The organism is Mucilaginibacter dorajii, from assembly GCF_024808255.1.
Classification (GTDB): domain Bacteria; phylum Bacteroidota; class Bacteroidia; order Sphingobacteriales; family Sphingobacteriaceae; genus Mucilaginibacter; species Mucilaginibacter dorajii.
This window is the reverse complement of sequence record NZ_JANTYS010000015.1, coordinates 94,953-115,572: the sequence shown is the minus strand read 5'-3', so window position 1 is coordinate 115,572 and position 20,620 is coordinate 94,953. Positions and strand designations below refer to the sequence as shown.

23 protein-coding genes are annotated in these 20,620 nt (G+C 42.2%); 17 read left to right on the top strand and 6 right to left on the bottom strand.

Annotation, left to right across the window (positions count from 1 at the left end):
• Positions 1–137: 137 nt before the first annotated feature.
• The 4 genes from FHS10_RS19705 to mutY all read right to left on the bottom strand — a co-directional run bounded on the left by FHS10_RS19705 (position 138) and on the right by mutY (position 4,140).
• Positions 138–872 (bottom strand): acyl-CoA desaturase, encoded by a 735-nt coding sequence (locus FHS10_RS19705; RefSeq protein WP_259093786.1) that lies wholly within the window; start codon positions 870–872, stop codon positions 138–140.
• Positions 873–1,020: 148 nt separating this feature from the next.
• Positions 1,021–2,514: a serine hydrolase gene (locus tag FHS10_RS19700; protein WP_259093783.1), complete on the bottom strand. Its 1,494-nt coding sequence runs from the start codon at positions 2,512–2,514 to the stop codon at positions 1,021–1,023.
• A 141-nt stretch (positions 2,515–2,655) separates the two neighbouring features.
• Complete coding sequence (locus FHS10_RS19695) at positions 2,656–3,069, bottom strand: single-stranded DNA-binding protein (protein ID WP_259093781.1); 414 nt, start codon at positions 3,067–3,069, stop codon at positions 2,656–2,658.
• Positions 3,070–3,093: 24 nt separating this feature from the next.
• Positions 3,094–4,140, bottom strand: a complete 1,047-nt coding sequence (mutY, locus tag FHS10_RS19690) for an A/G-specific adenine glycosylase (protein WP_259093778.1) — start codon at positions 4,138–4,140, stop codon at positions 3,094–3,096.
• A gap of 409 nt (positions 4,141–4,549) precedes the next feature.
• Between mutY and FHS10_RS19685 the strand changes: the two genes are divergently transcribed.
• The 8 genes from FHS10_RS19685 to FHS10_RS19645 all read left to right on the top strand — a co-directional run bounded on the left by FHS10_RS19685 (position 4,550) and on the right by FHS10_RS19645 (position 11,872).
• The gene (locus FHS10_RS19685; protein WP_259093777.1) at positions 4,550–4,843 is read left to right on the top strand and encodes an HU family DNA-binding protein; all 294 of its coding nucleotides are present in this window, start codon (positions 4,550–4,552) and stop codon (positions 4,841–4,843) included.
• An 8-nt stretch (positions 4,844–4,851) separates the two neighbouring features.
• Entirely contained in the window at positions 4,852–5,694 is an 843-nt protein-coding gene (locus tag FHS10_RS19680) for a tetratricopeptide repeat protein (RefSeq protein WP_259093774.1), read from the top strand.
• Positions 5,695–5,925: 231 nt separating this feature from the next.
• Entirely contained in the window at positions 5,926–7,476 is a 1,551-nt protein-coding gene (locus tag FHS10_RS19670) for an Rne/Rng family ribonuclease (RefSeq protein ID WP_259093772.1), read from the top strand.
• 1,071 nt (positions 7,477–8,547) lie between these two features.
• Positions 8,548–9,153 (top strand): hypothetical protein, encoded by a 606-nt coding sequence (locus FHS10_RS19665; protein ID WP_259093769.1) that lies wholly within the window; start codon positions 8,548–8,550, stop codon positions 9,151–9,153.
• Between the two features lie 53 nt (positions 9,154–9,206).
• Positions 9,207–9,725, top strand: coding sequence for a hypothetical protein (locus tag FHS10_RS19660; protein WP_259093767.1), 519 nt, complete (start codon positions 9,207–9,209; stop codon positions 9,723–9,725).
• Between the two features lie 14 nt (positions 9,726–9,739).
• Positions 9,740–10,399, top strand: a complete 660-nt coding sequence (locus FHS10_RS19655) for a hypothetical protein (protein WP_259093765.1) — start codon at positions 9,740–9,742, stop codon at positions 10,397–10,399.
• Positions 10,384–11,202 (top strand): sensor histidine kinase, encoded by an 819-nt coding sequence (locus FHS10_RS19650; RefSeq protein ID WP_259093763.1) that lies wholly within the window; start codon positions 10,384–10,386, stop codon positions 11,200–11,202. Before FHS10_RS19655 ends, FHS10_RS19650 begins: the two co-directional genes overlap by 16 nt.
• A gap of 1 nt (position 11,203) precedes the next feature.
• A complete protein-coding gene (locus FHS10_RS19645; protein ID WP_259093761.1) occupies positions 11,204–11,872 on the top strand; it encodes a response regulator in 669 nt (222 codons plus the stop codon).
• Between the two features lie 355 nt (positions 11,873–12,227).
• On the opposite strand, the gene FHS10_RS19640 is transcribed toward FHS10_RS19645, so the two are convergent.
• On the bottom strand, positions 12,228–12,476 hold the full coding sequence (locus FHS10_RS19640; RefSeq protein ID WP_259093759.1) for a hypothetical protein: 249 nt from the start codon (positions 12,474–12,476) through the stop codon (positions 12,228–12,230).
• Positions 12,477–12,575: 99 nt separating this feature from the next.
• On the opposite strand from FHS10_RS19640, the gene FHS10_RS19635 reads away from it, so the two are divergent.
• The 4 genes from FHS10_RS19635 (at position 12,576) to makC (ending at position 14,666) form a co-directional block, all read left to right on the top strand.
• Complete coding sequence (locus FHS10_RS19635; protein ID WP_259093758.1) at positions 12,576–13,055, top strand: hypothetical protein; 480 nt, start codon at positions 12,576–12,578, stop codon at positions 13,053–13,055.
• A gap of 112 nt (positions 13,056–13,167) precedes the next feature.
• Positions 13,168–13,596, top strand: coding sequence for a DUF8788 domain-containing protein (locus FHS10_RS19630; protein WP_259093756.1), 429 nt, complete (start codon positions 13,168–13,170; stop codon positions 13,594–13,596).
• Positions 13,597–13,637: 41 nt separating this feature from the next.
• Complete coding sequence (locus tag FHS10_RS19625; protein WP_259093754.1) at positions 13,638–14,096, top strand: DUF8788 domain-containing protein; 459 nt, start codon at positions 13,638–13,640, stop codon at positions 14,094–14,096.
• 81 nt (positions 14,097–14,177) lie between these two features.
• Positions 14,178–14,666 (top strand): alpha-pore-forming tripartite toxin MakABE regulator, encoded by a 489-nt coding sequence (gene makC, locus FHS10_RS19620; RefSeq protein ID WP_259093752.1) that lies wholly within the window; start codon positions 14,178–14,180, stop codon positions 14,664–14,666.
• On the opposite strand, the gene FHS10_RS19615 is transcribed toward makC, so the two are convergent.
• The gene (locus tag FHS10_RS19615; RefSeq protein ID WP_259093750.1) at positions 14,659–17,139 is read right to left on the bottom strand and encodes a DUF5686 family protein; all 2,481 of its coding nucleotides are present in this window, start codon (positions 17,137–17,139) and stop codon (positions 14,659–14,661) included. The genes makC and FHS10_RS19615 overlap by 8 nt on opposite strands.
• Positions 17,140–17,271: 132 nt before the next feature.
• Here FHS10_RS19615 and kbl point away from each other — a divergent pair, with 132 nt between their 5' ends.
• The 5 genes from kbl to FHS10_RS19590 are packed head-to-tail and all read left to right on the top strand — an operon-like array spanning position 17,272 to position 20,615.
• The gene (gene kbl / locus FHS10_RS19610) at positions 17,272–18,462 is read left to right on the top strand and encodes a glycine C-acetyltransferase (protein ID WP_259093749.1); all 1,191 of its coding nucleotides are present in this window, start codon (positions 17,272–17,274) and stop codon (positions 18,460–18,462) included.
• Positions 18,463–18,503: 41 nt separating this feature from the next.
• Positions 18,504–18,764, top strand: coding sequence for a DUF6364 family protein (locus tag FHS10_RS19605; RefSeq protein WP_259093747.1), 261 nt, complete (start codon positions 18,504–18,506; stop codon positions 18,762–18,764).
• Positions 18,761–19,171, top strand: a complete 411-nt coding sequence (locus FHS10_RS19600) for a type II toxin-antitoxin system VapC family toxin (protein WP_259093745.1) — start codon at positions 18,761–18,763, stop codon at positions 19,169–19,171. Before FHS10_RS19605 ends, FHS10_RS19600 begins: the two co-directional genes overlap by 4 nt.
• Positions 19,171–20,205 (top strand): phenylalanine--tRNA ligase subunit alpha, encoded by a 1,035-nt coding sequence (gene pheS / locus FHS10_RS19595; RefSeq protein ID WP_259093744.1) that lies wholly within the window; start codon positions 19,171–19,173, stop codon positions 20,203–20,205. Before FHS10_RS19600 ends, pheS begins: the two co-directional genes overlap by 1 nt.
• Entirely contained in the window at positions 20,202–20,615 is a 414-nt protein-coding gene (locus tag FHS10_RS19590; RefSeq protein ID WP_259093743.1) for a Rieske (2Fe-2S) protein, read from the top strand. Before pheS ends, FHS10_RS19590 begins: the two co-directional genes overlap by 4 nt.
• Positions 20,616–20,620: the final 5 nt, after the last annotated feature.

Genomic DNA, 20,620 nt, shown 5'->3' with positions numbered 1-20,620 from the left:
TCAAAATAGAACACCCTTCCTTGCATAGGGATGTATATAAGAAAAGCGATCCGTTAGAATCGCTTTTCTTAATGCCAATTATTTTTTAGCTATTAGTCTTTTGTCCTATAGTCCAAAAGTCTAATAATCTCATCGTCCTATAAATATGCTTTCCTCAGCCTGATGATATGCATCCAGTGCATTAATTTCATTACCGGGTAAACCGGATCGATCTCGAACCATTTGGCACCAAAGTTGGCACGGTTAGGCCTCTTGTGGTGATTATTCTGAAACAATTCGCCGAGCATCAGGAAATCAAATGGGGTTGTGTTTTTTGATTTATCGCCGTTATCAAAATTAGCGTAACCGTATTTGTGACCACACCAGTTAACGATAGCGCCATGGATAGGACCCATTAAAAAGTGAATAGGAATCAATAAAAACATCCACCATTGAGTTGCAAATACTACATAAAAAGCAACGTATAAAACACCAAAGGCAATACGCGAAATCATTGATGAACCGATGAAGTCGACAGTTTTCCATTCAGGGATATTTCCTTTAAAGCGTTCTTCAGGATCTTTCAATCTGCGCTCGTGCATACGGTAGCTTTTTGCGGTGTAAACCATCATCTGGAAAACATCTTTGAAAAAGTGCGGAGAGTGCGGGTCTTTTTCGGTATCACTGTAAGCATGGTGCTCGCGGTGCATGATAGCGTAAGCTCTTGGATTTAAAAATGACGATCCCTGGCAAATGAAAGTAAGCAGGTAAAATGTTCCTTCAAAGAATTTATTGGTAGTGAACATTTTGTGTGATGCGTACCTGTGTAGAAAGAACGTTTGGAAAAATAGCGACAGAAACCAATGCGCTATGAAGAAAATTATTATTACCACTGAATTATAATTAGAATAATGAACTGTTATTTATAATCTTTCCAAAGATACGATTAAAACCCGTAAAAAGTTTTAGCAGACATCAATTGATACGAATTAGTTAGTAAACAGCTTCAGAACAGAACGCCGTATTGTGCAAACATATTGTTTACTGTTTGGCAAAAGCTAAACCATCGATAGTTACAGTAGCTATTTTCCCCAGTTCATCAATACTAAAAGTGGCGGTTACTTTGCCGTATTCTTTACGGGCGTATGGGCCTCTAAAGGTGTCATAGTTCCAGCAAGTGGCTTCGGCGGTTATAAACTGGTTTATATTGAGCGAAAGTTTATCGCCATTGGCGGTAACGACAACCGAGCCATAAAGCGGGTCGGTATAGGTACCCGCGTAGGATTTAATATCTAAAGTTGGGTGGGTGCCTAAAACGCGTTTGCCTTCGTAATCCTTTTGGGCTTTTTCGCCTTTAGCGTGGATGCCGTTGTACAGAGTCATGAAATCTTTGCTCCAATCGGTACTGCCACCGAGGGAAAAATAATCAAAGGCTTTAAACATCAGCGCGTGCCGTACCTCGGCATGGTCAAGGTTGGCAAGGATGTAAACGCCGGTTTTTTTATCGGTGATCATCCCATTGATGGCAATGAGGCCACCAAGGCTGCCTGTGTGAAAATCTATCTTTTGTCCTTTATAATCCTGCTGAAACCAGCCTAAGCCATAGGTTATCCAGTGAGGTTTGGTAATACGGGCCGTGGGGTAAAACTCATCTTCGGATACAAAGGTTTGCGGCCTTAACAGCATGGCCCAGCTTTCGGGCTTAAGCAGGCGTTGGGTTCCGTATTTGCTGCTATCCAGCATACAGTTTACCCATTTGGCCATATCATCAACGCATGACCACACACCGCCGGCCGGCGAAATAGCATCGGTCATGTCTTTTTCAATAACAACAATGCTGCTATCAACCTTCATATGGGCTTCTGTTTGGTTGGGCATGTTTTTGGCCAGCGAAAAAGTGGGTACGGTCCGGGTCATTTTTAGCGGGGTAAAAATCCGTTTCTGAATAAAGGTTTCCCAGGGCATGCCGCTTGCTTTTTCTATCAGCTTACCCGCAGCCATATAAAATATATTCTGGTAAACAAAACCGGCCCTGAAACCATACTGGGGCTTAACCAAACGCATACGGTGCAGGATCTCTGTAGCGGGTATATTCATCATCCCCCACAAAAAATCAGTGTTGCCAACGCCGCTGTCATGCAAAAACAAATCGCGCACGGTAAGCTCGCGGGTTACATACGGGTCGTATAATTGAAAATCGGGCAGATAATCGGTTACCTTATCATCCCAGTGCAGCTTACCCTCGTCAACCAGCATAGCGGCGCAGGCGGCTGTCATAGCTTTGGTGGTTGAGGCTATGCCGAAAATGGTTTGCGAATCTACCTTGCCCGGTTTCCCCAATTCGCGCACACCATAGCCTTTGGAAAATATTACGCGGCCATCTTTAACCACAGCAATTGCCAAACCGGGCACATGCCAGTCGGTAACGGCCTGCTGCACATAGCTGTCAAATTCTTTAACGCCCGGGGTGCTGGTTTGCGCCTGGGTTAATGCGGGTAGTAAACAGGTAAAAAGCAGGCCTATTAAAAGCTTCATAGTGCTAACGGTAAGGTTTTTATGCGCTGAATATAGGCATAAAATAACATTCCCACTATATAGGTAGCCATAATAAAATTGCAAAAACTACTCCTTAGGCTAATAGGGTAATTGGTAGAGTTTGTTAGTAAAAGTATGTTATCAATAGGCAGGTAAGTTATCGCCATCAATAAAATTAACTGCCTCATCTTGTTTGCCGTTTTTTGAGGTATCGGTATCAAAATCGCTTTTGCGGCCAAGCATGGTAAAGTTTTCGGCAACTACCTCGGTAGTATATTTTTTGATGCCGTCCCTGTCTTCAAAAGAGCGGGTGCGCAGCTTTCCTTCTATGTAAACTAACTTTCCTTTTTGTAAAAATTTGGCGGCCATATCTGCAAGGCCACGCCACATTACTATGTTATGCCATTCGGTTTGTTCAACCTTGCGGCCATCCTTGTTATAGGTTTCAGAAGTAGCTAAAGGGAAACTTGTTACAGATATACCTCCATCTAACGTACGCAATTCGGGATCCTTGCCTAAATGACCAACAAGGATAACTTTATTAATTCCAGACATGCCATAAAATAACGAAAAATTAATTTACAAATTAAAAATATTTTTTATTAATATAAAAATAATCTTCGGGAGTGCTAATTCGGGCAGGTTTTCTATGGGCACATAAAGCCAGTTTTCGTTTAGTTTAACAGGCGGCGCGTCGGTTTTTATCATTCTTACAAATAAGCGCTGGTGGGTAAGGATGTGTTTTTGTACTGGAGTATCTTCTATAATTTTCACTTCTGGCCCAAAAATGGCTTTTACTGCCGGCAGTATAACAAGCTCATGGGGGGGCAATAGTGATGCAGTTTCAACCATGGGCAAATCATACATATTAGCCCAAATGTCTTTATCGCCTCTTTTATTCATTAAAACGGTGTTGCCATCGGTAACTAAAAAGTAATTGAAGAAACGCTCTTTAACCTTTACCGTTTTTAGTTTTACAGGTAAGGCAGTAGTTGCATTGGTTGTAAATGCAACGCAGCCGGTACGCACCGGGCAAATGCCACAGGCCGGATTTTTAGGTTTGCACAACATGGCGCCAAACTCCATCATGGCCTGGTTGTGTAAAGCCGGGTTTTTCTTATTAATTAAATCATTGGCAATTTGCTGGAATAGTTTTTTACCTGTTGTTGAATTGATGGCATCATAGATACCATAATAGCGGGCCAGTACCCGGTAAACATTGCCATCCACTACGGCCCTGACCTCATTGGCCGAAAAGGACGCGATAGCTGCGGCGGTATACTCGCCAATGCCTTTTAACTTAATAAGCTCCTCGTAACTTTGCGGAAAAACACCATGATACTGCTCCTGTACCAACCGGGCTGTCTTGAGCATATTGCGGCCGCGTGAATAGTAACCCAATCCCTGCCATAATTTAAGCACTTCATCTTCATGTGCCGCGGCAAAATCAGTTACAGTTGGATACTTCTCCAAAAAGCGGTTAAAATATGGCATGCCCTGCTCAACCCGGGTTTGCTGCAAAATAATTTCAGAGAGCCATATGGTATAAGCATCAGTAGTATTACGCCAGGGCAGGTCGCGTTTATTTACAAGGTACCATTGTACCAGTTCGTGGGTAAAATTCATTGAATGTAAAAGTAAGATGAATGGAGCAAGGAGTAAGGACTTTTGGACAAAAGATTCTTGGAACAAATAGTAAAGACTTTTGGATGAAGTATCTTTGGAGACAACCGATCTGTAAGAATTTATTGTTTTATCATCTTTATTTTCCAAAATCCTTGCTCCAGAAATCCTTGCTCCGTCTATCCTTTCTCCAAAGAATCCTTTGTCCAAAAGTCCTTGCTCCTTACTCTCCTGGCTTTCACATCCGTAAGGATTGAAAGCCAGGGATTGTCTATACTTTGTAACGAAAATGTGCGTTAGATGTACTAAACAAAAAAAATCTGTTAAATATTTCGCTCTTAAAATATAAAGCGATACTTTTGCAACCCCAAAACAGTTAAGTATTTATAAAATAAAATAAAGTAAATCAGATATGACTAAGGCAGAAATTATAACTGAAATCTCATCTAAGACAGGTATAGAGAAAGTAGACGTGCAGGAAACTGTTGAGGCGTTTTTTAAAGTTGTTAAAAGCTCAATGGTTGGCGGCGAAAATGTTTACGTTAGAGGATTCGGTAGTTTTGTAGTAAAGAAAAGAGCAAAAAAGACAGCACGTAACATTTCAAAAAATACTGCCATCATCATCCCCGAGCATTTTGTGCCAAGCTTTAAACCAGCAAAAACATTTGTTGAGAAAGTTAAAACCGGCAACAAAACCACCAAATAATTACAAGTATGTATAAGAAACAAATAGCCGTTGGTATAGCAGTAGTTGTTATGATGGGCTATTTGTATCATTTACCTGTTAAAGGGTTAATAAAGCCTAAGGAAGCTAAAAACGATAAAACAACCGTACTTACCAATAAGAAAACTAATACGGTAACGGTTGATATGGTTTCTGAGCCGGCCAAAGCTGCAATTGGGGCAGGTTTGGCAGCAAAGATCAGCGATCTTGAAGGACAATTAAAAACAGCGACAGGAAACGATGCCGAAAAGCTACAACAGCAATTGGCTAAGCAGTGGGACGATGATAACCAGCCGGCACCGGCAGCATTTTACTACCAGGCTTTGGCCCGCAAAGGCAACAAAGCCGAAGATTGGTTAAATGCAGGTAATCGTTTCAACGATGCATACAAACTTACCCAGGATACTTTATTGCAGCCCGCTTTTGTAAGCAACGCGGCAGAGGCTTTTACAAACGCCTTAAAGTTACAACCTGAAAGCCTTGAAGGTAAAACAGGCTTAGGCATTGCGTACGTAAATGGCGCGGCCGGCCCTATGCAAGGTATAGCCCTGCTGCTTGAAGTAGTAAAAAAGGATCCGAAGAACTGGAAAGCAAACCTCAATTTAGGAATGTTTGCCATGAAATCGGGCCAGTACGAAAAAGCGGTTGGTCGATTTAAAACATTACTTGCCCAGCGTACAGAACTTGAGCCAACTTTTTATCTGGCAGAAAGCTACAAACAACTGGGTATAAAAAAAGAAGCAATTGACGCTTACCAGAAATGTAAAGAAATGATGCCCGATCCGGTATTTGCTCAGCGCATTGATGGTTACATCAACGAATTAAAAAACTAATCACACTTAAAAAATTATTATTATGCCCAGCGGTAAAAAACGTAAAAGACACAAAATGGCTACCCACAAACGCAAAAAGCGTTTAAGAAAAAACAGACATAAAAAGAAATAAGCTGCCTTAACAAAAGCAGATATTACCCACCTTTTTTGAAGGTGGGTACTTTTTATTATGAGTGTTTTTTTCCCACTTATTTACATACGGTTTTAACCGTTTAAGAAATGGAGTAGCAGTTGATAAAAGAATTAATTATCGATTCATCCCCCAATGGGGCTACCATTGCATTATTACAGGACAAACAACTTGTAGAACTTCATAAAGAGCAAACCAGCAATAATTATACTGTTGGTGATATTTACCTTGGGCGTATTAAAAAAATAATGCCGAGTTTAAATGCTGCCTTTGTGGATGTAGGCTACGAGAAGGATGCCTTTTTGCATTATCTTGATCTTGGTCCGCAGGTACAAAGCCTGTTAAAGTTAACCAAGCAAGTGCGTAGCGGGGGATATCAGTCAAAGCTGTTGGACGGCTTTAAGCTGGAAGCCGATATCAATAAAGGAGGCAAGATCTCTGATTTATTGACCAAAGGCCAGCTTATACCGGTACAAATAGCCAAAGAACCTATATCAACCAAAGGCCCGCGCTTAAGCTCCGATCTTTCTATCGCAGGGCGATATGTAGTACTGGTTCCGTTTTCGGAAGCCATCTCTATCTCCAAAAAGATAAAAAGCAATACAGAGCGTAACCGCCTGCGTAAGGTTGTTGAAAGCATTAAGCCAAAGCATTTTGGTGTAATTATCCGTACGGTATCTGAAGGTAAAGGCGTTGAGGAATTACAAAAAGACCTGCTTGATCTGATATCAAAATGGGAATCATTTATTACAAGGTTGCCATCAACAGAGCCTTCAAAAAAGGTTTTGGGCGAAATTGGGCGTACATCAACTATCCTTAGGGATATCCTGAACCCCGATTTTCAGCACATCTACGTAAATGATAATGGTATGTTCGAAGAAATTCGGTCATACATCCACGAAATTTCGCCCGATATGGAAAGTATAGTGCGTATGCATAAGCATAAGGAGCCTATATTTGAACATTTTGGCATTGATAAACAGATTAAAGGAGCCTTTGGTAAAACCGTAAACCTTGCCGGTGGCGCTTACCTGGTAATTGAACATACCGAAGCATTACACGTTATTGACGTGAATAGCGGTAACCGTACAGCCAGTAAGGAAAACCAGGAAGAGAACGCCTACCAGGTAAACAAAGAAGCGGCTAAAGAAATTGCCCGCCAGCTGCGCCTGCGCGATATGGGCGGCATTGTGGTTATCGATTTTATTGATATGCACAAACCGCAAAACCGCAAGGAGCTGTTTGATTACTTGCGTACCGAAATGCTGTACGACAGGGCAAAGCATACCATTTTACCTCCAAGTAAATTTGGTTTAGTGCAAATTACACGTCAGCGTGTAAGGCCCGAAATGAATATTGTAACCAGCGAAGTGTGCCCTACATGTAATGGTACCGGTACCATTAGGCCAACCATTTTGCTGATGGACGACATTGAAAATAACTTCAATTATATATTGGATGAGCAAAACGAAAAGGGAATTACCCTATGCGTGCACCCATATATTGAAGCTTATATTAAACAGGGTATTTATACCCGCCAAATGAAATGGTTTTTAAAGTACGGTCAATGGATTAAAGTTAAAAGCAATCCGGCCTACCAGATCACCGAATTCCACTTCTTCTCCAGTAAAGACGAAGAGATCAAATTATAAATGTGCACTTAATGTGCGGATTTCAGATTATAGATGTGCAGATGTTTTAAAAAGCATCTGCACTTTTTGTTTTAGAGGATTTTTGTAAATCGCTAAAACGCCTCTTCCGGCACGTTGCCGCCTTGCTATTTAGACGCTGTTTAAAAAAAGGATCGTCAAGTCCTAAAATTCGCGTACTGTGAAGGGGAAATGACGTTTTAAAGCGAGTGCGAGTGCGAATACCCTCTTGAGAGGGGCGGAGGGGCGTGTTGTGCATGCGATAGAACGCGGGCTAAACACACCCCTGTCATCGCACTTTCCGGCGCGCGCCCTCTCAAGCTATCGTGTACCCACATCTTTTTTGTTAAAGAAAAATGTCATTTCGAACGAGCAAGCGCGGGGAAAGCGGGGCTGCGAGGAGAAAGCGGGGCTGCGAGGAGAAATCTTATACGGTTTGTATGGTCGAATGTTCGCTTTTACAAGATTTCTCCTCACATCCGGCGCACAATCCCAACCCTTGTTCGTCGAAATGACAACCGTTTTTATTGGAAGAGTAGGTTTAACAAGATGTGGGTACACGGTAGCCTCTCAAGAGAGGATTTAAAAGTAGCCGTCCCAAGAAAACATGGTGGGTAGGAGGAGTCCCCAATTTGCAGAACCGCCTTATATAGGTTGGAATTGCTTCTTGCTTCGCAATGACGATCTTTTGATTATAATATTTTGCGAGCCCATTTTTAAATGCTCTTTATAAACTCAAAAAATAACTTTTTCCGTTCTTACTCCGTATAAGAATATCTCAATAATTAAAATAGCTTAATTATACAACCAAACCTACTTATGAAAACGCATTACTCACGCCCCTCATTTTATTTGATATTTTCCCCCTGCAGTATTTTAGCAATCGCTTATTCCTAAATATTATAGTTGCTTTTTATTTTAAAAAACAGGTAAAAACACCTGCTTTTTAAACCGGGGCTTTTACCTCATTACGCATGTGGTATTATTTAATAGTTTTGAACTAACAGTTAATAACATAGCGGCGTAAACCGAAAAGCCCAAACAGAGTAGGTACCTAATACAATTTATCAAAAAATGGGACAGTTTGCTTCACTCACCAATTTAACCATGCCCGAGGTTGTTTCCCTGTTTGTACAATCAGTACAGGATACCGCGGTAGCACTTTCCGATCTCAATGTTATTATACAGGGCCTTACCCCGCCATCTTTAGGTACACCGCCGCCGGTTTATACCGATTTATCGCAGGCCGCAACAGCAGCTATTTCAGCTGCCAACAGTGATTCGGCCGTTCTTTTTCCGGCAATATTCCCAGCTATTTTACTACCTCCATCATCACAGGATGCAGGGGTTGTATTAAATTACCAGCCTGCCGGCGATACCAGCCTGCTGACAAACCAAATAATGGACGACTTTTTAAACTGGGGGATTCAACAACCCAAAAGCGAAGTCGTGCTAATGGCTAATAGTCTGCAAAGTCAGGTTGATAGCAGCGATTTTACACCCTCAACCACCTATGGGGTATTAGATATTAACAATGCAAGTCCGCTTGAACAGATTTTGGGTTGGGTTGCCGCGTTTGGTGTTTGCCGCACGGGTTATAATCCCGATGGTGGCTTTACACAGGCTGTTATTTACAGTTTTCGCGCGGCAGTTGGCGTATCAGAACTGGTAACTCTTTAATAAACAAACGTAGCTTTTTATACACTACAAAAAAAAACTAACCCCCTATTATTATGAATAACTTTGAAAATACTATTAGCCCCAACTCTGCAAGCCAGGAGTTAACGCTATCAAACAAACCCCGTATCCCGCTTGAAGAGGCCATGGCCAGGGCCGAAAATTGGCGCAGCCTGGTTGTGCAAATACCGGGAGGAAATGCCGCTGCCGATTTTAATACCTGTATAGGCCTTGATGTACCCAAACAGCGTATTTTTAGGGCTATTAACATCAATATAGCTGATGTGAAAGACCTGCTGGCCGATCAGCCTAAAGCCAAAGCTATCCGCCTTTATTTAAGCTTGCAGGACCCAGAATTTCCGTACCAGATCACAGGTATGTTGGTGCCTGTAGATGCCAACAATCGCGATATGCTGACAAAGAAAATATCTGCCGATGATACCTCCAGTGTCAGTGGAATATTAAGCAATGCTACAGCATCAACAATTTATGATTTTACACAACCTTGTCCTTCACTTTGCGATACGTCAAGCCCATTATTTAACAGTGATAACAGTGTAGAAAATTATATATAACATAATAACCCCGCATGCCGTCAGCCAGGTTAATATTCATGGGCTTAATTGTCCCTGTATCAGTTTTAATCCCTATCAGCGTTGCCGTAGTAAAATACAGGCAGGTTGATAGGGTGCTTTTGCTCATTTTTTATTATCTGTTATTAGATGGAGCTGTTGATCTGTTTGCAATTATACTGGCAGACCATGCTGTTAATAACCTGCCTTTGCTGCATATTTATACCATTTTGGAGTTTTTGCTCCTTTCGTTTTTCTACATAAAAATTTTAAAAGATCCGCTGGCCCGTAATATCATTAAATTTTTGATGGTGCTTTTCCCATTGATATGCATTATCAACTTTACTTTTTTTCAAAGCATCTTCCGTTTTAATACCTACACGCGGCCGCTGGAGGTTTTGATAGTAATGGCCTATAGCCTAACTTACTTTGCCCAGGCCAATGAGGCAAACGATGTAAAAGCCTGGAGCGGTAACTCACTCATATGGGTTAATATCGGCATCCTGTTATACTTTTCGGGTGCATTATTTGTATACTCTTTTTCAAATTTAACTACTGCCTATACCAGCCCCAAATACAAACTACTTAATCTTTTTATCTGGAATATACATGCATCATTATTACTTAGCATGTATCTTTTATTTTCGTGGGGATTTTATATATGCAGAAAGACGTAGGTGAAAACATTTACATCCTGGTTATTATGTGTACCGGCGGGATTGCCTTGCTGGTAATAGCATTTGTAATACTGTTTATACGCAACCAAAGCAGGCTTTTGCTGCAAAAGGAAAGTCTGCACCAGGCTGCTATGGATCATCAGAAAAACTTATTACATGCGGTGATCTATTCGCAGGAAGAGGAACGGAAAAGAATCGGGCAGAATTTACACGATGAGGTTGGCGGTTCGTTGTCAAACCTGCGCATCCTCATCAATCGTTTTAACGACGGCACGGACGTTACCAAAGAAAGCCTGCCTACCGAGCTTTATAAACAATTGATTGATAAGATCATTGAAAATGTGCGCAATATATCGCACAACCTTTCGCCCCCGGGGCTGGAATTGTTTGGTTTTTCTGAAGCGCTGGAAGAAATAAAAGACATTGTAGGCAAAGGTGATGAATCATTTATTTCGATTACCAATCATGCCGATAAAACCACTGATGCCCTGCCCAAGCCGGTTGCGCTGGCACTGATCAGGGTGTTGCAGGAGTTGGTTACCAATACTTTAAAACATTCAAAAGCTACGTGCATCGGGATCTCTTTATTCATGAAAAATAACCTGCTATCCATCCATTATACCGATGATGGCGTAGGCTGCGATATGGATGATAAAAAATTCAAAAAGGGCATGGGGATGCAAAATATAGAAAGCCGGCTTACCATGATAGATGCCCGCTATACCATTAAAACCTCGGTTGGAAAAGGCTTTGCCCTGTTTATTTACCTTGAACCGGATAAGGAATACCCAGAATTAACCTGATATGACAAAGATAAGAATAGCCGTTGCTGATGACCAAACCCTGTTTTTGGAAGGGCTGGTGAACCTACTTGGTACCAATCCTGAATATGAGCTTGTTGCCCAGGCCCAAAATGGCCGTATTATGTTGGAGCAGATTAAAACGCTGGAAACCCCGCCTGATATAGCCCTTATTGACATGAACATGCCCGAAATGAACGGGGTTGAATTAAATGCCGTTTTACACCGCGAATACCCATCTGTTAAGGTAATAGTACTATCGGTACATGGCGAGGAGCGGTATATGAGCAAAATGATTGAAGCCGGTGCTTGCGGCTATCTCAAAAAGAATTGCGAAACCTCGGAGCTTTTTCAAACCATTACCAGTACCTATCAATTAGGCTTTTATTTCAACAAAGATGCCGTAAATGCCATGCGCAACGCCGTACATCACCGCAAAACGGGCATTCAAAACATGAATAACATCCCCATATCGTTAACCGAAAGGGAGCTGCTGATATTAAAAATGATTTGCAACGAATTAACCAATGCCGAAATAGGTGAAAAGCTTTTTATCAGCAACAGAACTGTTGACGGGCACCGCACCAACCTGTTGGGTAAAATTGGCTGCAAAAACACCGCGGGACTGGTCATATTCGCCATCAAATACGGCATTTTTGAGTTGCAGTTTTAGCGGGCCGCATTATCGTTTATTTCCTTTTGTCCGCATCTCTCCGGTGTTAACCGCTATTGCTTAATCATAGCAATCTTTACTATTCATTGTTTTTTGGCCACACCAAGGCAATCGCTTTTGAAGATTTGCATAGCGGCTACCTATTGTGTTCATTGAAAGGTCTTAACTTGTGCGGAAATGTTAAAGGCCATTTTTGTTCCGTCCTGAAAAAAGTTTACACTTTTAGTGGATAATCCTGGTGGGGGTTTACAGTATTTTAAAGCATTTTAAGAGCGGTTTGCCGTTAAACGATTGACAGTGAGCGAGAAAGGTGTTCCATCGATTTGTTTTCTTAAAAACGCTAACTATCTCACTGTCAGCGCCAATGCGTTCCAAAGCGTTCCATGTGTTCCACCCGTTCCGGTGGAACGCTATTGAGGGTGTTTGCAATAAATCCACCAAAAGCCTCCTTCCAATTTACTGCTTTCCTGACCACCTGGTTTTTCGTCGACATGATGTTTTCCGGGTGTAAATACCTGTTTTTATGGTAAAAACACCCGGTTTTAATGTTGGGGTTTACTACGCTGAAATAGGCGGTTAAAGCGCCGTTACTTTGAAATGTCAAAACAAACAAGAAGCGCTTCTGACCCCCTGGATTGACAAAAGGCCGATGCCGAAAAGCCTTAACAGAGTAGGTAACAAAAACAATTAAAAAATCTATATCATGTCAACAGTATTAACAGAAGTTAAAGATGGCCAGGTTTATACCGGTTATGATAGCTTAACGGCGGTACAGTATTGTACGCCAACTTACTTAGGTTGTAACGCCTGTTTAGGTGCCAGCGTTATTGATGGTTATGTAGCCTTAACCATATCGGTAAACACTCCCTTTGGCGGCGTAACCAAAACCTTTAAAATTACACAGGGCGGCAGTTTTACCTGGCAGCCATACAGCAAATTTAAAGTAGTTATCTCTATCAGCAATTTTAGCGAGCAAGGCGGTACTTTCAGCTTCGATGCGGGCATCCAGGTTTGTATTGATGTTCCATTCTTCGGCTGGAAATGTGCTGGTTATAGCCACCATTTCAGCATCCCAACCTTACATGCCTTAGCAGCAACCAACAGTTTAAGCGATGTTGATTTTAGTGGCCAGCTTGCCTTATTGCTATTGCTTGAGCAAAGCAATAAATGTAATTGCCACTAATTATCCCCTTGTGTCGGCTGCGTTAAGCAAATAACCGGCGCTGCTTAAAAAAATAACGGCCGATACCGAAAAGCCATAACAGAGTAGGTAACAATCAGAAAAATTTAATATCATGAAAAATTCAGAATTAGGCGCTTCAAAAATCCCGGTTAACTCATGCCAGGTATTCATCATCGCTTTTGTTGATTCAAGCTCCATACAAACCGGCACCGGGCAGGGCGTGTACTTTGTAGATAACAGGAGCTCGGCAGGTAGCAGCAACGAAGGTTCGGCCTCGTTGCAAACCGTTTGTTCAAAAATGTCAAACGTAGCCTGGAGTGTTATCCCGTTAAACCCTAACGACGGGTTTTTATACTCCATACAAAGTATAGGTAGCTCAAACTCATGGGGACCGGGCGGCCAGCCAATGGCAGCAACAGCCGGTTATTATACCGGGCAGGTGCAAAATGCCGGGCAGGCAGGTTACCAGATTACGCTTAACGCCATTGGCGGCGGTAACGTGTTTCAGCCAAGTACCACCCTTGGCATGAACGGCAATTAATTTATCAACCTATTTTTTTGAGATTTTAAAAACAACACAAAATGGCACATTCAGCAAAAGTACAGCTAAAAAGCGCTGCACAAACCCCGCAAACTACCATAGGTATAGCGTTAGATACTGCGTATTTAACCAGCCAGCCCGGCAACATAAGCACCGGTATTTACATGATTGATAACCGTCTGAATATTGGCAGTTACAATGAAGGGCAGATGGAATTATTTACCTACTGTTACCCAGGCGACAACGTATCATTTTACGTAACACCTATTGATACCCAACGCGGCGATACCGTAAGCATTATTGGTATTAATGTTTCAAACGGCAACGTATTTGGCGGTAGCTTAGGAGCCCCGCAGCCAACAGATAATACTGCTTACTGGATTGGCAGGGCAATTAACGCCGGCCAGCAAACCTATCAGATCCAGGTTTTAATTACCGACGAGAACCACAACATCTACGTGATTAATTGGGATCCGTTTATCAAAACGGTAGGCTCCTGATCAATTAGTACTATCCCCTCGCTGCCGGTCTTTTTTTAGCCGGCAGCTTTTGTATACCATTTAAATTGCGCGTTGATAGTTATGGCCGGTAAATTACATGTTTCGCTTCTGTATGCTGTACAAACGCCTCAAACTACTATTAGTATTGCGTTGGATACCGCGTATCTGGAAGGTTTACAGCCAGGTGCTAAGCCGGTTACGGGTATTTACCTGATGGATAACCGTATTGGTATTGGCAGCAGTAATGAGGGGACGCAAAGTCTTCATACAGTGTGTTATACCGGCGATAAAATTTCCTGGCTGGCTTTACCGGTTGATCCGGAAAGAGGAGATACGGTAGTTATTACCGGCTTTATAATACTGGCGGGCAATATTTTTGGAGGTAGCATTGGTAACCCTCAATCAACGGATAATCCTGCCTGTTGGATTGGCCGGGCTGTTGTTAGCGCAAACACTACGGTATACCAGATCAATTTTCTGATAGTAGACGACGCTAAAAATTATTTCATTACAAGTTGTGTAGTAAGTATAGCTACATTTCAATCAGGCGGCATTCCCACCCTTACCTGATGCCGTAAAAGATCCTGATGCCCTGGATGTATTTTTTATCCCCGGCGTAGGATACACCATAATCAACCCTGAAAATAAGACGCTGCACACCTACATAAAACTCGCTGTAGTTTTTGTTATTTTTTGTGGTGAGATAATTAGCGCCAATAACCTCTTCCAGTTTAAAGTTCCTGATGAATGGAATTTTGTTAAGAATAGACCCTGCAAAATTATGCTGATAGTGAGCCTCCAGGAAACCGCCATTGGTACTGTACGTATAAAACGGTAAAAAGTGAAAGCTGCCGATGTAAGTAGGATCAAACGTGGTTCCCTGGTTACCTAAAAAGTGGTTATAATCCATGTAATACAATGTGTTGTTATTGAAGAATCCGCCCGCCGTAAGTTTAAACGACGAGAAACCCGTTAAACCCACCCTGATGTTGTACTGCGAAATATCAACCGACGAAAAATCGTAATTAACATCAGAACCAAAAGCGCCTTTAATACCCTTGCGATAGTTTATAGTAATGGTTGGATATTTTGATGGCAGGTTAATTTTACCGGTAGGCCGGGTGATGTATTGCTGATCGAAAGTAAACATGGCCGAGGTAGCAAATGTTAAAGCCTGGTTATCGGGGAATAAAAACGAATGGTCATCGGCAGGTGTTCCCGGTGGCGCTAAAGGGTTATTGGAGGTATATTCCCTGTTTTTGTTATTAAAGATGTGTCCGTACGATGTGTTGTATAACTGTGAGCGGCTGGCATATGATAAGCTTCCCGATAGTAAAATCCCATTGGCTACTTCGCGCTGGTAGCCAAACAAGCCATAGTGCGACCGATAATATTTTACATAGTTATTCTCGCTAAGCAAGGTACTCAACGTGTTAAAGTATAGCGAGCGGGTACCTACGTTGTTCAGATCCAGCACATCGCTGCCAAAACCGGTAAAAAATTTGGCGTTATGAAAGGGATCATTTTTATACTCCGAGTAAATATTAGCGCTCAGTGTTTTGTTGCCAAAGCCATAGCGTAGGTTTGGTGTAATGGCAAAGGAATGAAAATCGTCCATTTTGTGGGTATACCTTACCTTGGCATTGATGCCAAAACCTTCAACCGTGTTATAATAAAGCGTTTGTATAAATGGATAAATGTATAGCGAGTCCTTTGCGCTTCGGTTGCTGGCATTGTAGCCAAATATAAGGTAGCCGGGGTAATTGATGTGGTTTTTGGTATGCTGCAGGGTATCTAAATAAGCATCGGTTGTTTTATAGGCGGCAATGCTGTCCTTCTTCTGGTAATCTCTTGCTTCCAGTTTTGTTAAGGGTACCGGGCGAACAGAAGCCCAGTAATCTTCCTTTTTAGTGTTGGCGCTGGTGTCAATTTTTAAAACCTCACCGGTAAAAAAATGATCGGGGAAGGTGGGGTTAATTTTGTAGTTGTTAAAAACAGCCTCGTAATAGCCACCGAATTTAAATCCCAATACAGCGCCCTTAAAGTTATACTGCACGGCGGCGGGCATCCAAACACTATCGGTAATAGCTACGTATTGCTGGGTTATTTTTAGGGTATCAATAAGGTTAAGGCTATTCATGCCGTTTTCCAGGTATAGGTCGGCACTGTATAAACGCCAGTCGCCGTCAACAATATAAATATCGCCCTGGAGATACTGCCCATGCGCCCGCTTAGGGATCACCTGGATTTTATCTATCACCCGGCCGTTTTCGTTTGATACGCCCAGCAGTTTGTAATTATAAAACAAATGCGCGTTTGATGCCAATGGCGACACATAACCGCGGGTACTTAGCCCATTAATGGTAAACACATTGTTGTAAAAGTTAACCTGCAAATCAGATGCCTTATTATAACTAAACGCGGTATTGATACCCGCCATGCGGTTGGCAATAGTGATCTCCTTTATTTTATTTGGCCGTTGAAAATTATATTCTGATAATGACTCCTGCTGATAGAGGATCCCGCGGCCGTTTGAATCCAGATCGAGCGTATGCACAACCTCCTTTGATAACAACGATTTTGGAGCACTTAGTAATTTCTGTACCGCCTTAACATACACCGCACAGGAGTAAGATGCGGCTTCATCGATATAATATTTACGCTTTTTGATCACCTGTTTCATAATGGTATCGGCAGCGTCGTGATTTTTGCGGTACATGGCAGCAACCCTTTCGGTTCCAAAAACCTCATCGTCCATTTGCACGTTCAGGGTTTCGTCGTGGTCGGTAATGGTTACCTTAACCACCTTTTCATTATAACCAACAAAGCGGTATGTAAGATTGTAGGTACCCGGGGCGAGCTTAAACTGGTATACGCCATTTTCATTGGCCGTGGTGCCATAAGTAGAATTGCGGATATACACCGAGGTAAAAGGTATGACATTGTTTTTGCTGCCGGTTATTTTGCCCGACAGCATATATTGCTGCGCAGATGCGGTTAACGAGCATAAAGCGGTAAAAATCAGGAGTAAGTGTTTTTTCATATGGTTATTCAATCAAATACTGCTAACCATTAAAATGTTTTGTTGGGCAGCGAATAAATAATTTAAAGGACAATAAAATCCCCTCAAATGCCTGTTAATGCTTAATTTTGCTGCCTTTAAATATCATATACCATGTACAATACATTACAGCCGGTTTTACAGCAGGAATTGGAAGCCATTGAAAATGCGGGATTATATAAAAAAGAACGCATCATAACATCAGCTCAGGGGGCTGATATCACAGTACAGGGCGGACAGGAAGTGATTAATTTTTGTGCCAATAATTACCTTGGCTTATCTGGCAATGCCAAAGTTATCCAGGCAGCTAAGGATGCCATGGATACACATGGTTATGGTTTATCATCGGTACGTTTTATTTGCGGTACACAGGATATACACAAAGAACTGGAGCAAAAGATTGCCGAATTTTTAGGCACCGAGGATACCATCCTTTACGCGGCTGCTTTTGATGCTAACGGCGGTGTGTTTGAACCTTTGTTTAATGATCAGGACGCCATTATATCTGATGAACTGAACCATGCGTCGATCATTGATGGTGTGCGCCTTTGCAAAGCGCAGCGCCAGCGCTACAAGCACGATGATATGGCCGACCTGGAAGACAAACTGAAAGCTACCGCAAGCTGCCGTCACCGTATTATTGTTACCGATGGGGCTTTTAGTATGGATGGCACGATAGCCCAGCTTGATAAAATTTGCGCGCTTGCCGAACAATACAATGCTTTGGTGATGATAGACGAAAGTCATTGCAGTGGTTTTATGGGCAAAACCGGTCGTGGTACGCATGAGCATCACAATGTGATGGGCAAAATAGACATCATTACCGGCACCTTAGGTAAAGCCTTAGGTGGTGCATCTGGCGGTTTTACATCTGGCCGTAAAGAAATTATTGATATGCTGCGCCAGCGTTCAAGACCATACTTGTTTTCAAACACCTTGGCCCCTGCCATTACCGGTGCTTCCATAGCGGTATTGGATATGCTGAGCGAAACTACCGAGCTACGCGATAAATTGGAAACCAATACCCACTACTTCCGTCAAAAAATGACGGAAGCTGGTTTTGACATTAAACCAGGCGTACATCCTATAGTACCGGTTATGCTTTACGAAGCCAAACTGGCGCAGGAGTTTGCTGCAAAAATGTTAGAAGAAGGCATTTATGTAATTGGTTTTTATTACCCGGTAGTGCCGCAAGGTAAAGCCCGTATCAGGGTGCAAATTTCGGCAGCGCATGATATGCACCACTTAGATAAGGCTATTGCCGCGTTTACCAAAGTGGGTAAGGAATTGGGAGTGATTAAATAAGGCAAATTGTTTGTATTTTTGTTTTATTAATGCGAAAAGTTATGGCAAAGTTAGTTTTAGATATTGAGCCAGAGGTTATAAAGGAAGCGCAGTACTATGCGAATGAAACACATTCTGATTTATCAGTTTTGGTACAGGATTTTTTAAAGCGTATAAGCGCTGGCAAAACAGAACCAATCGTTGAAAAAAAGGTGGAAATAGCAGATTGGGTTAAAGAGCTAACCTTATCAAAAACACCTACGCCAGATTTTGACCACAAAGAAGAGTATCATAAGCATCTTGAGGAAAAGTATGGCCTATGAAGATGGCTTTCATTGACTCTGATGTTTTACTTGATGTAATTTTAAACCGGGAATTGTTTTATTCCACATCGGCCCAAATATTATCGTTGCCTGAAAGTAGTGGGTATAAATGTTGTACTTCGGTTCATACTCTTTTAAATGTTCATTATTTTACAAAAAAGAATCTGGGTGCAATTGCGGCTCGTGAAACTGTTAAGTTGTTAGTTAACCAACTCCAAATAATTTCTGAGGATGTTACTATCGTTAATCAGGCAATAGCATCAGAGTTTAACGATTTCGAGGACGCCGTTCAGTTTTATGCTGCTAAAAGCGTTACCGCCGATATAATTATAACCCGGAATATAAAAGACTACAGAAAATCCACTATACCGGTTTTAACAGCCGAACAATTTTTAAGAACATTATAATGCAAAATAAAATAGACCAATACGCTGCCGAGATCAAAGCATTTGCCACTGCAAAGGCCGATGAACTGGAAGCGTTCCGTATAAAGTTTTTGGGTACCAAGGGAATAATTAAAGATCTTTTTGAGGAGTTTAAAACGGTTGGACCCGAAGAAAAGCGCACTTTTGGTAAAGTGCTTAATGAGTTTAAGAAATTAGCTGAAACCAAATATAACGAGTTGAAAGAAACTCAGAACTCAGAACTCACCACTCAGAACTCAGATCTTGATTTAACATTACCAGGCGACGGCTTCAATGTTGGCTCGCGCCACCCCTTATCATTGGTTCGTAACGAGATCATCGATATATTTAAACGCCTGGGCTTTGTTGTTGCCGAAGGACCGGAAATTGAAGACGACTGGCATAACTTTTCGGCCTTAAATTTCCCCGAAGAGCATCCGGCGCGCGATATGCAGGATACCTTCTTTATCAAAAAGAATAATGGTAAGGATGATATCGCTTTGCGTACACACACCTCATCGGTACAGGTAAGGATGATGGAGCATGGCAAACCACCGTTCAGGGCTATTATGCCTGGCAGGGTTTACCGTAACGAGGCTATATCTGCCCGCGCGCATTGCTTTTTTCACCAGGTAGAAGGTTTATATGTCGACGAAAACGTATCGTTTGCCGATTTAAAGCAAACCCTTTACCACTTTGTACAGGAGCTTTATGGCGAAGGTACCAAAGTGCGTTTCCGGCCATCGTACTTCCCGTTTACCGAGCCATCTGCCGAGATGGATGTATCATGCACTATCTGTGGTGGATCGGGCTGTAATATGTGTAAGTACAGCGGCTGGGTTGAAATATTGGGTTGTGGTATGGTTGACCCTAACGTGTTGGAAAACTGCGGTATCGACAGTAACAAATTTACCGGCTTTGCGTTTGGTATGGGTATGGAACGTATAGCCAATTTGAAATATGTTATCCGCGATCTGCGGTTATTCTCGGAAAACGATAGTCGCTTTTTAAAGCAATTTACTGCCGAAATGCTATGAGAAAACTGCTGGCCATCGTATTAATCAGCTTATGCTACTTTTCGTGTGGAAAAGCCTCCGATTATGTACCAAGCATACCGGTAAACTTTTCGGCAGCTATCAATGACCCGCGCCTGGCCGGGCTTAACAGCGCCGGTGGGGTGGCGCTTATTAATGGTTATGGTGTGGCCGGACTTATTATATACCGTACCGCTACAGGAGGCTATGCGGCGTATGATCGCTGCAGCAGCTATCAGCCCGAAAAAAAATGCGCGGTAACACTTGATGCTTCCGGCTTTACCGTTACTGACCCCTGCAGCGGATCAAAATTTTCACTTGCCGACGGAACGCCTGTTAAAGCACCGGCAACCAAGGCTTTAAGAAGTTACACTGTAAGTTCGTATAATTATACGATCACTGTATCCAACTAATATAA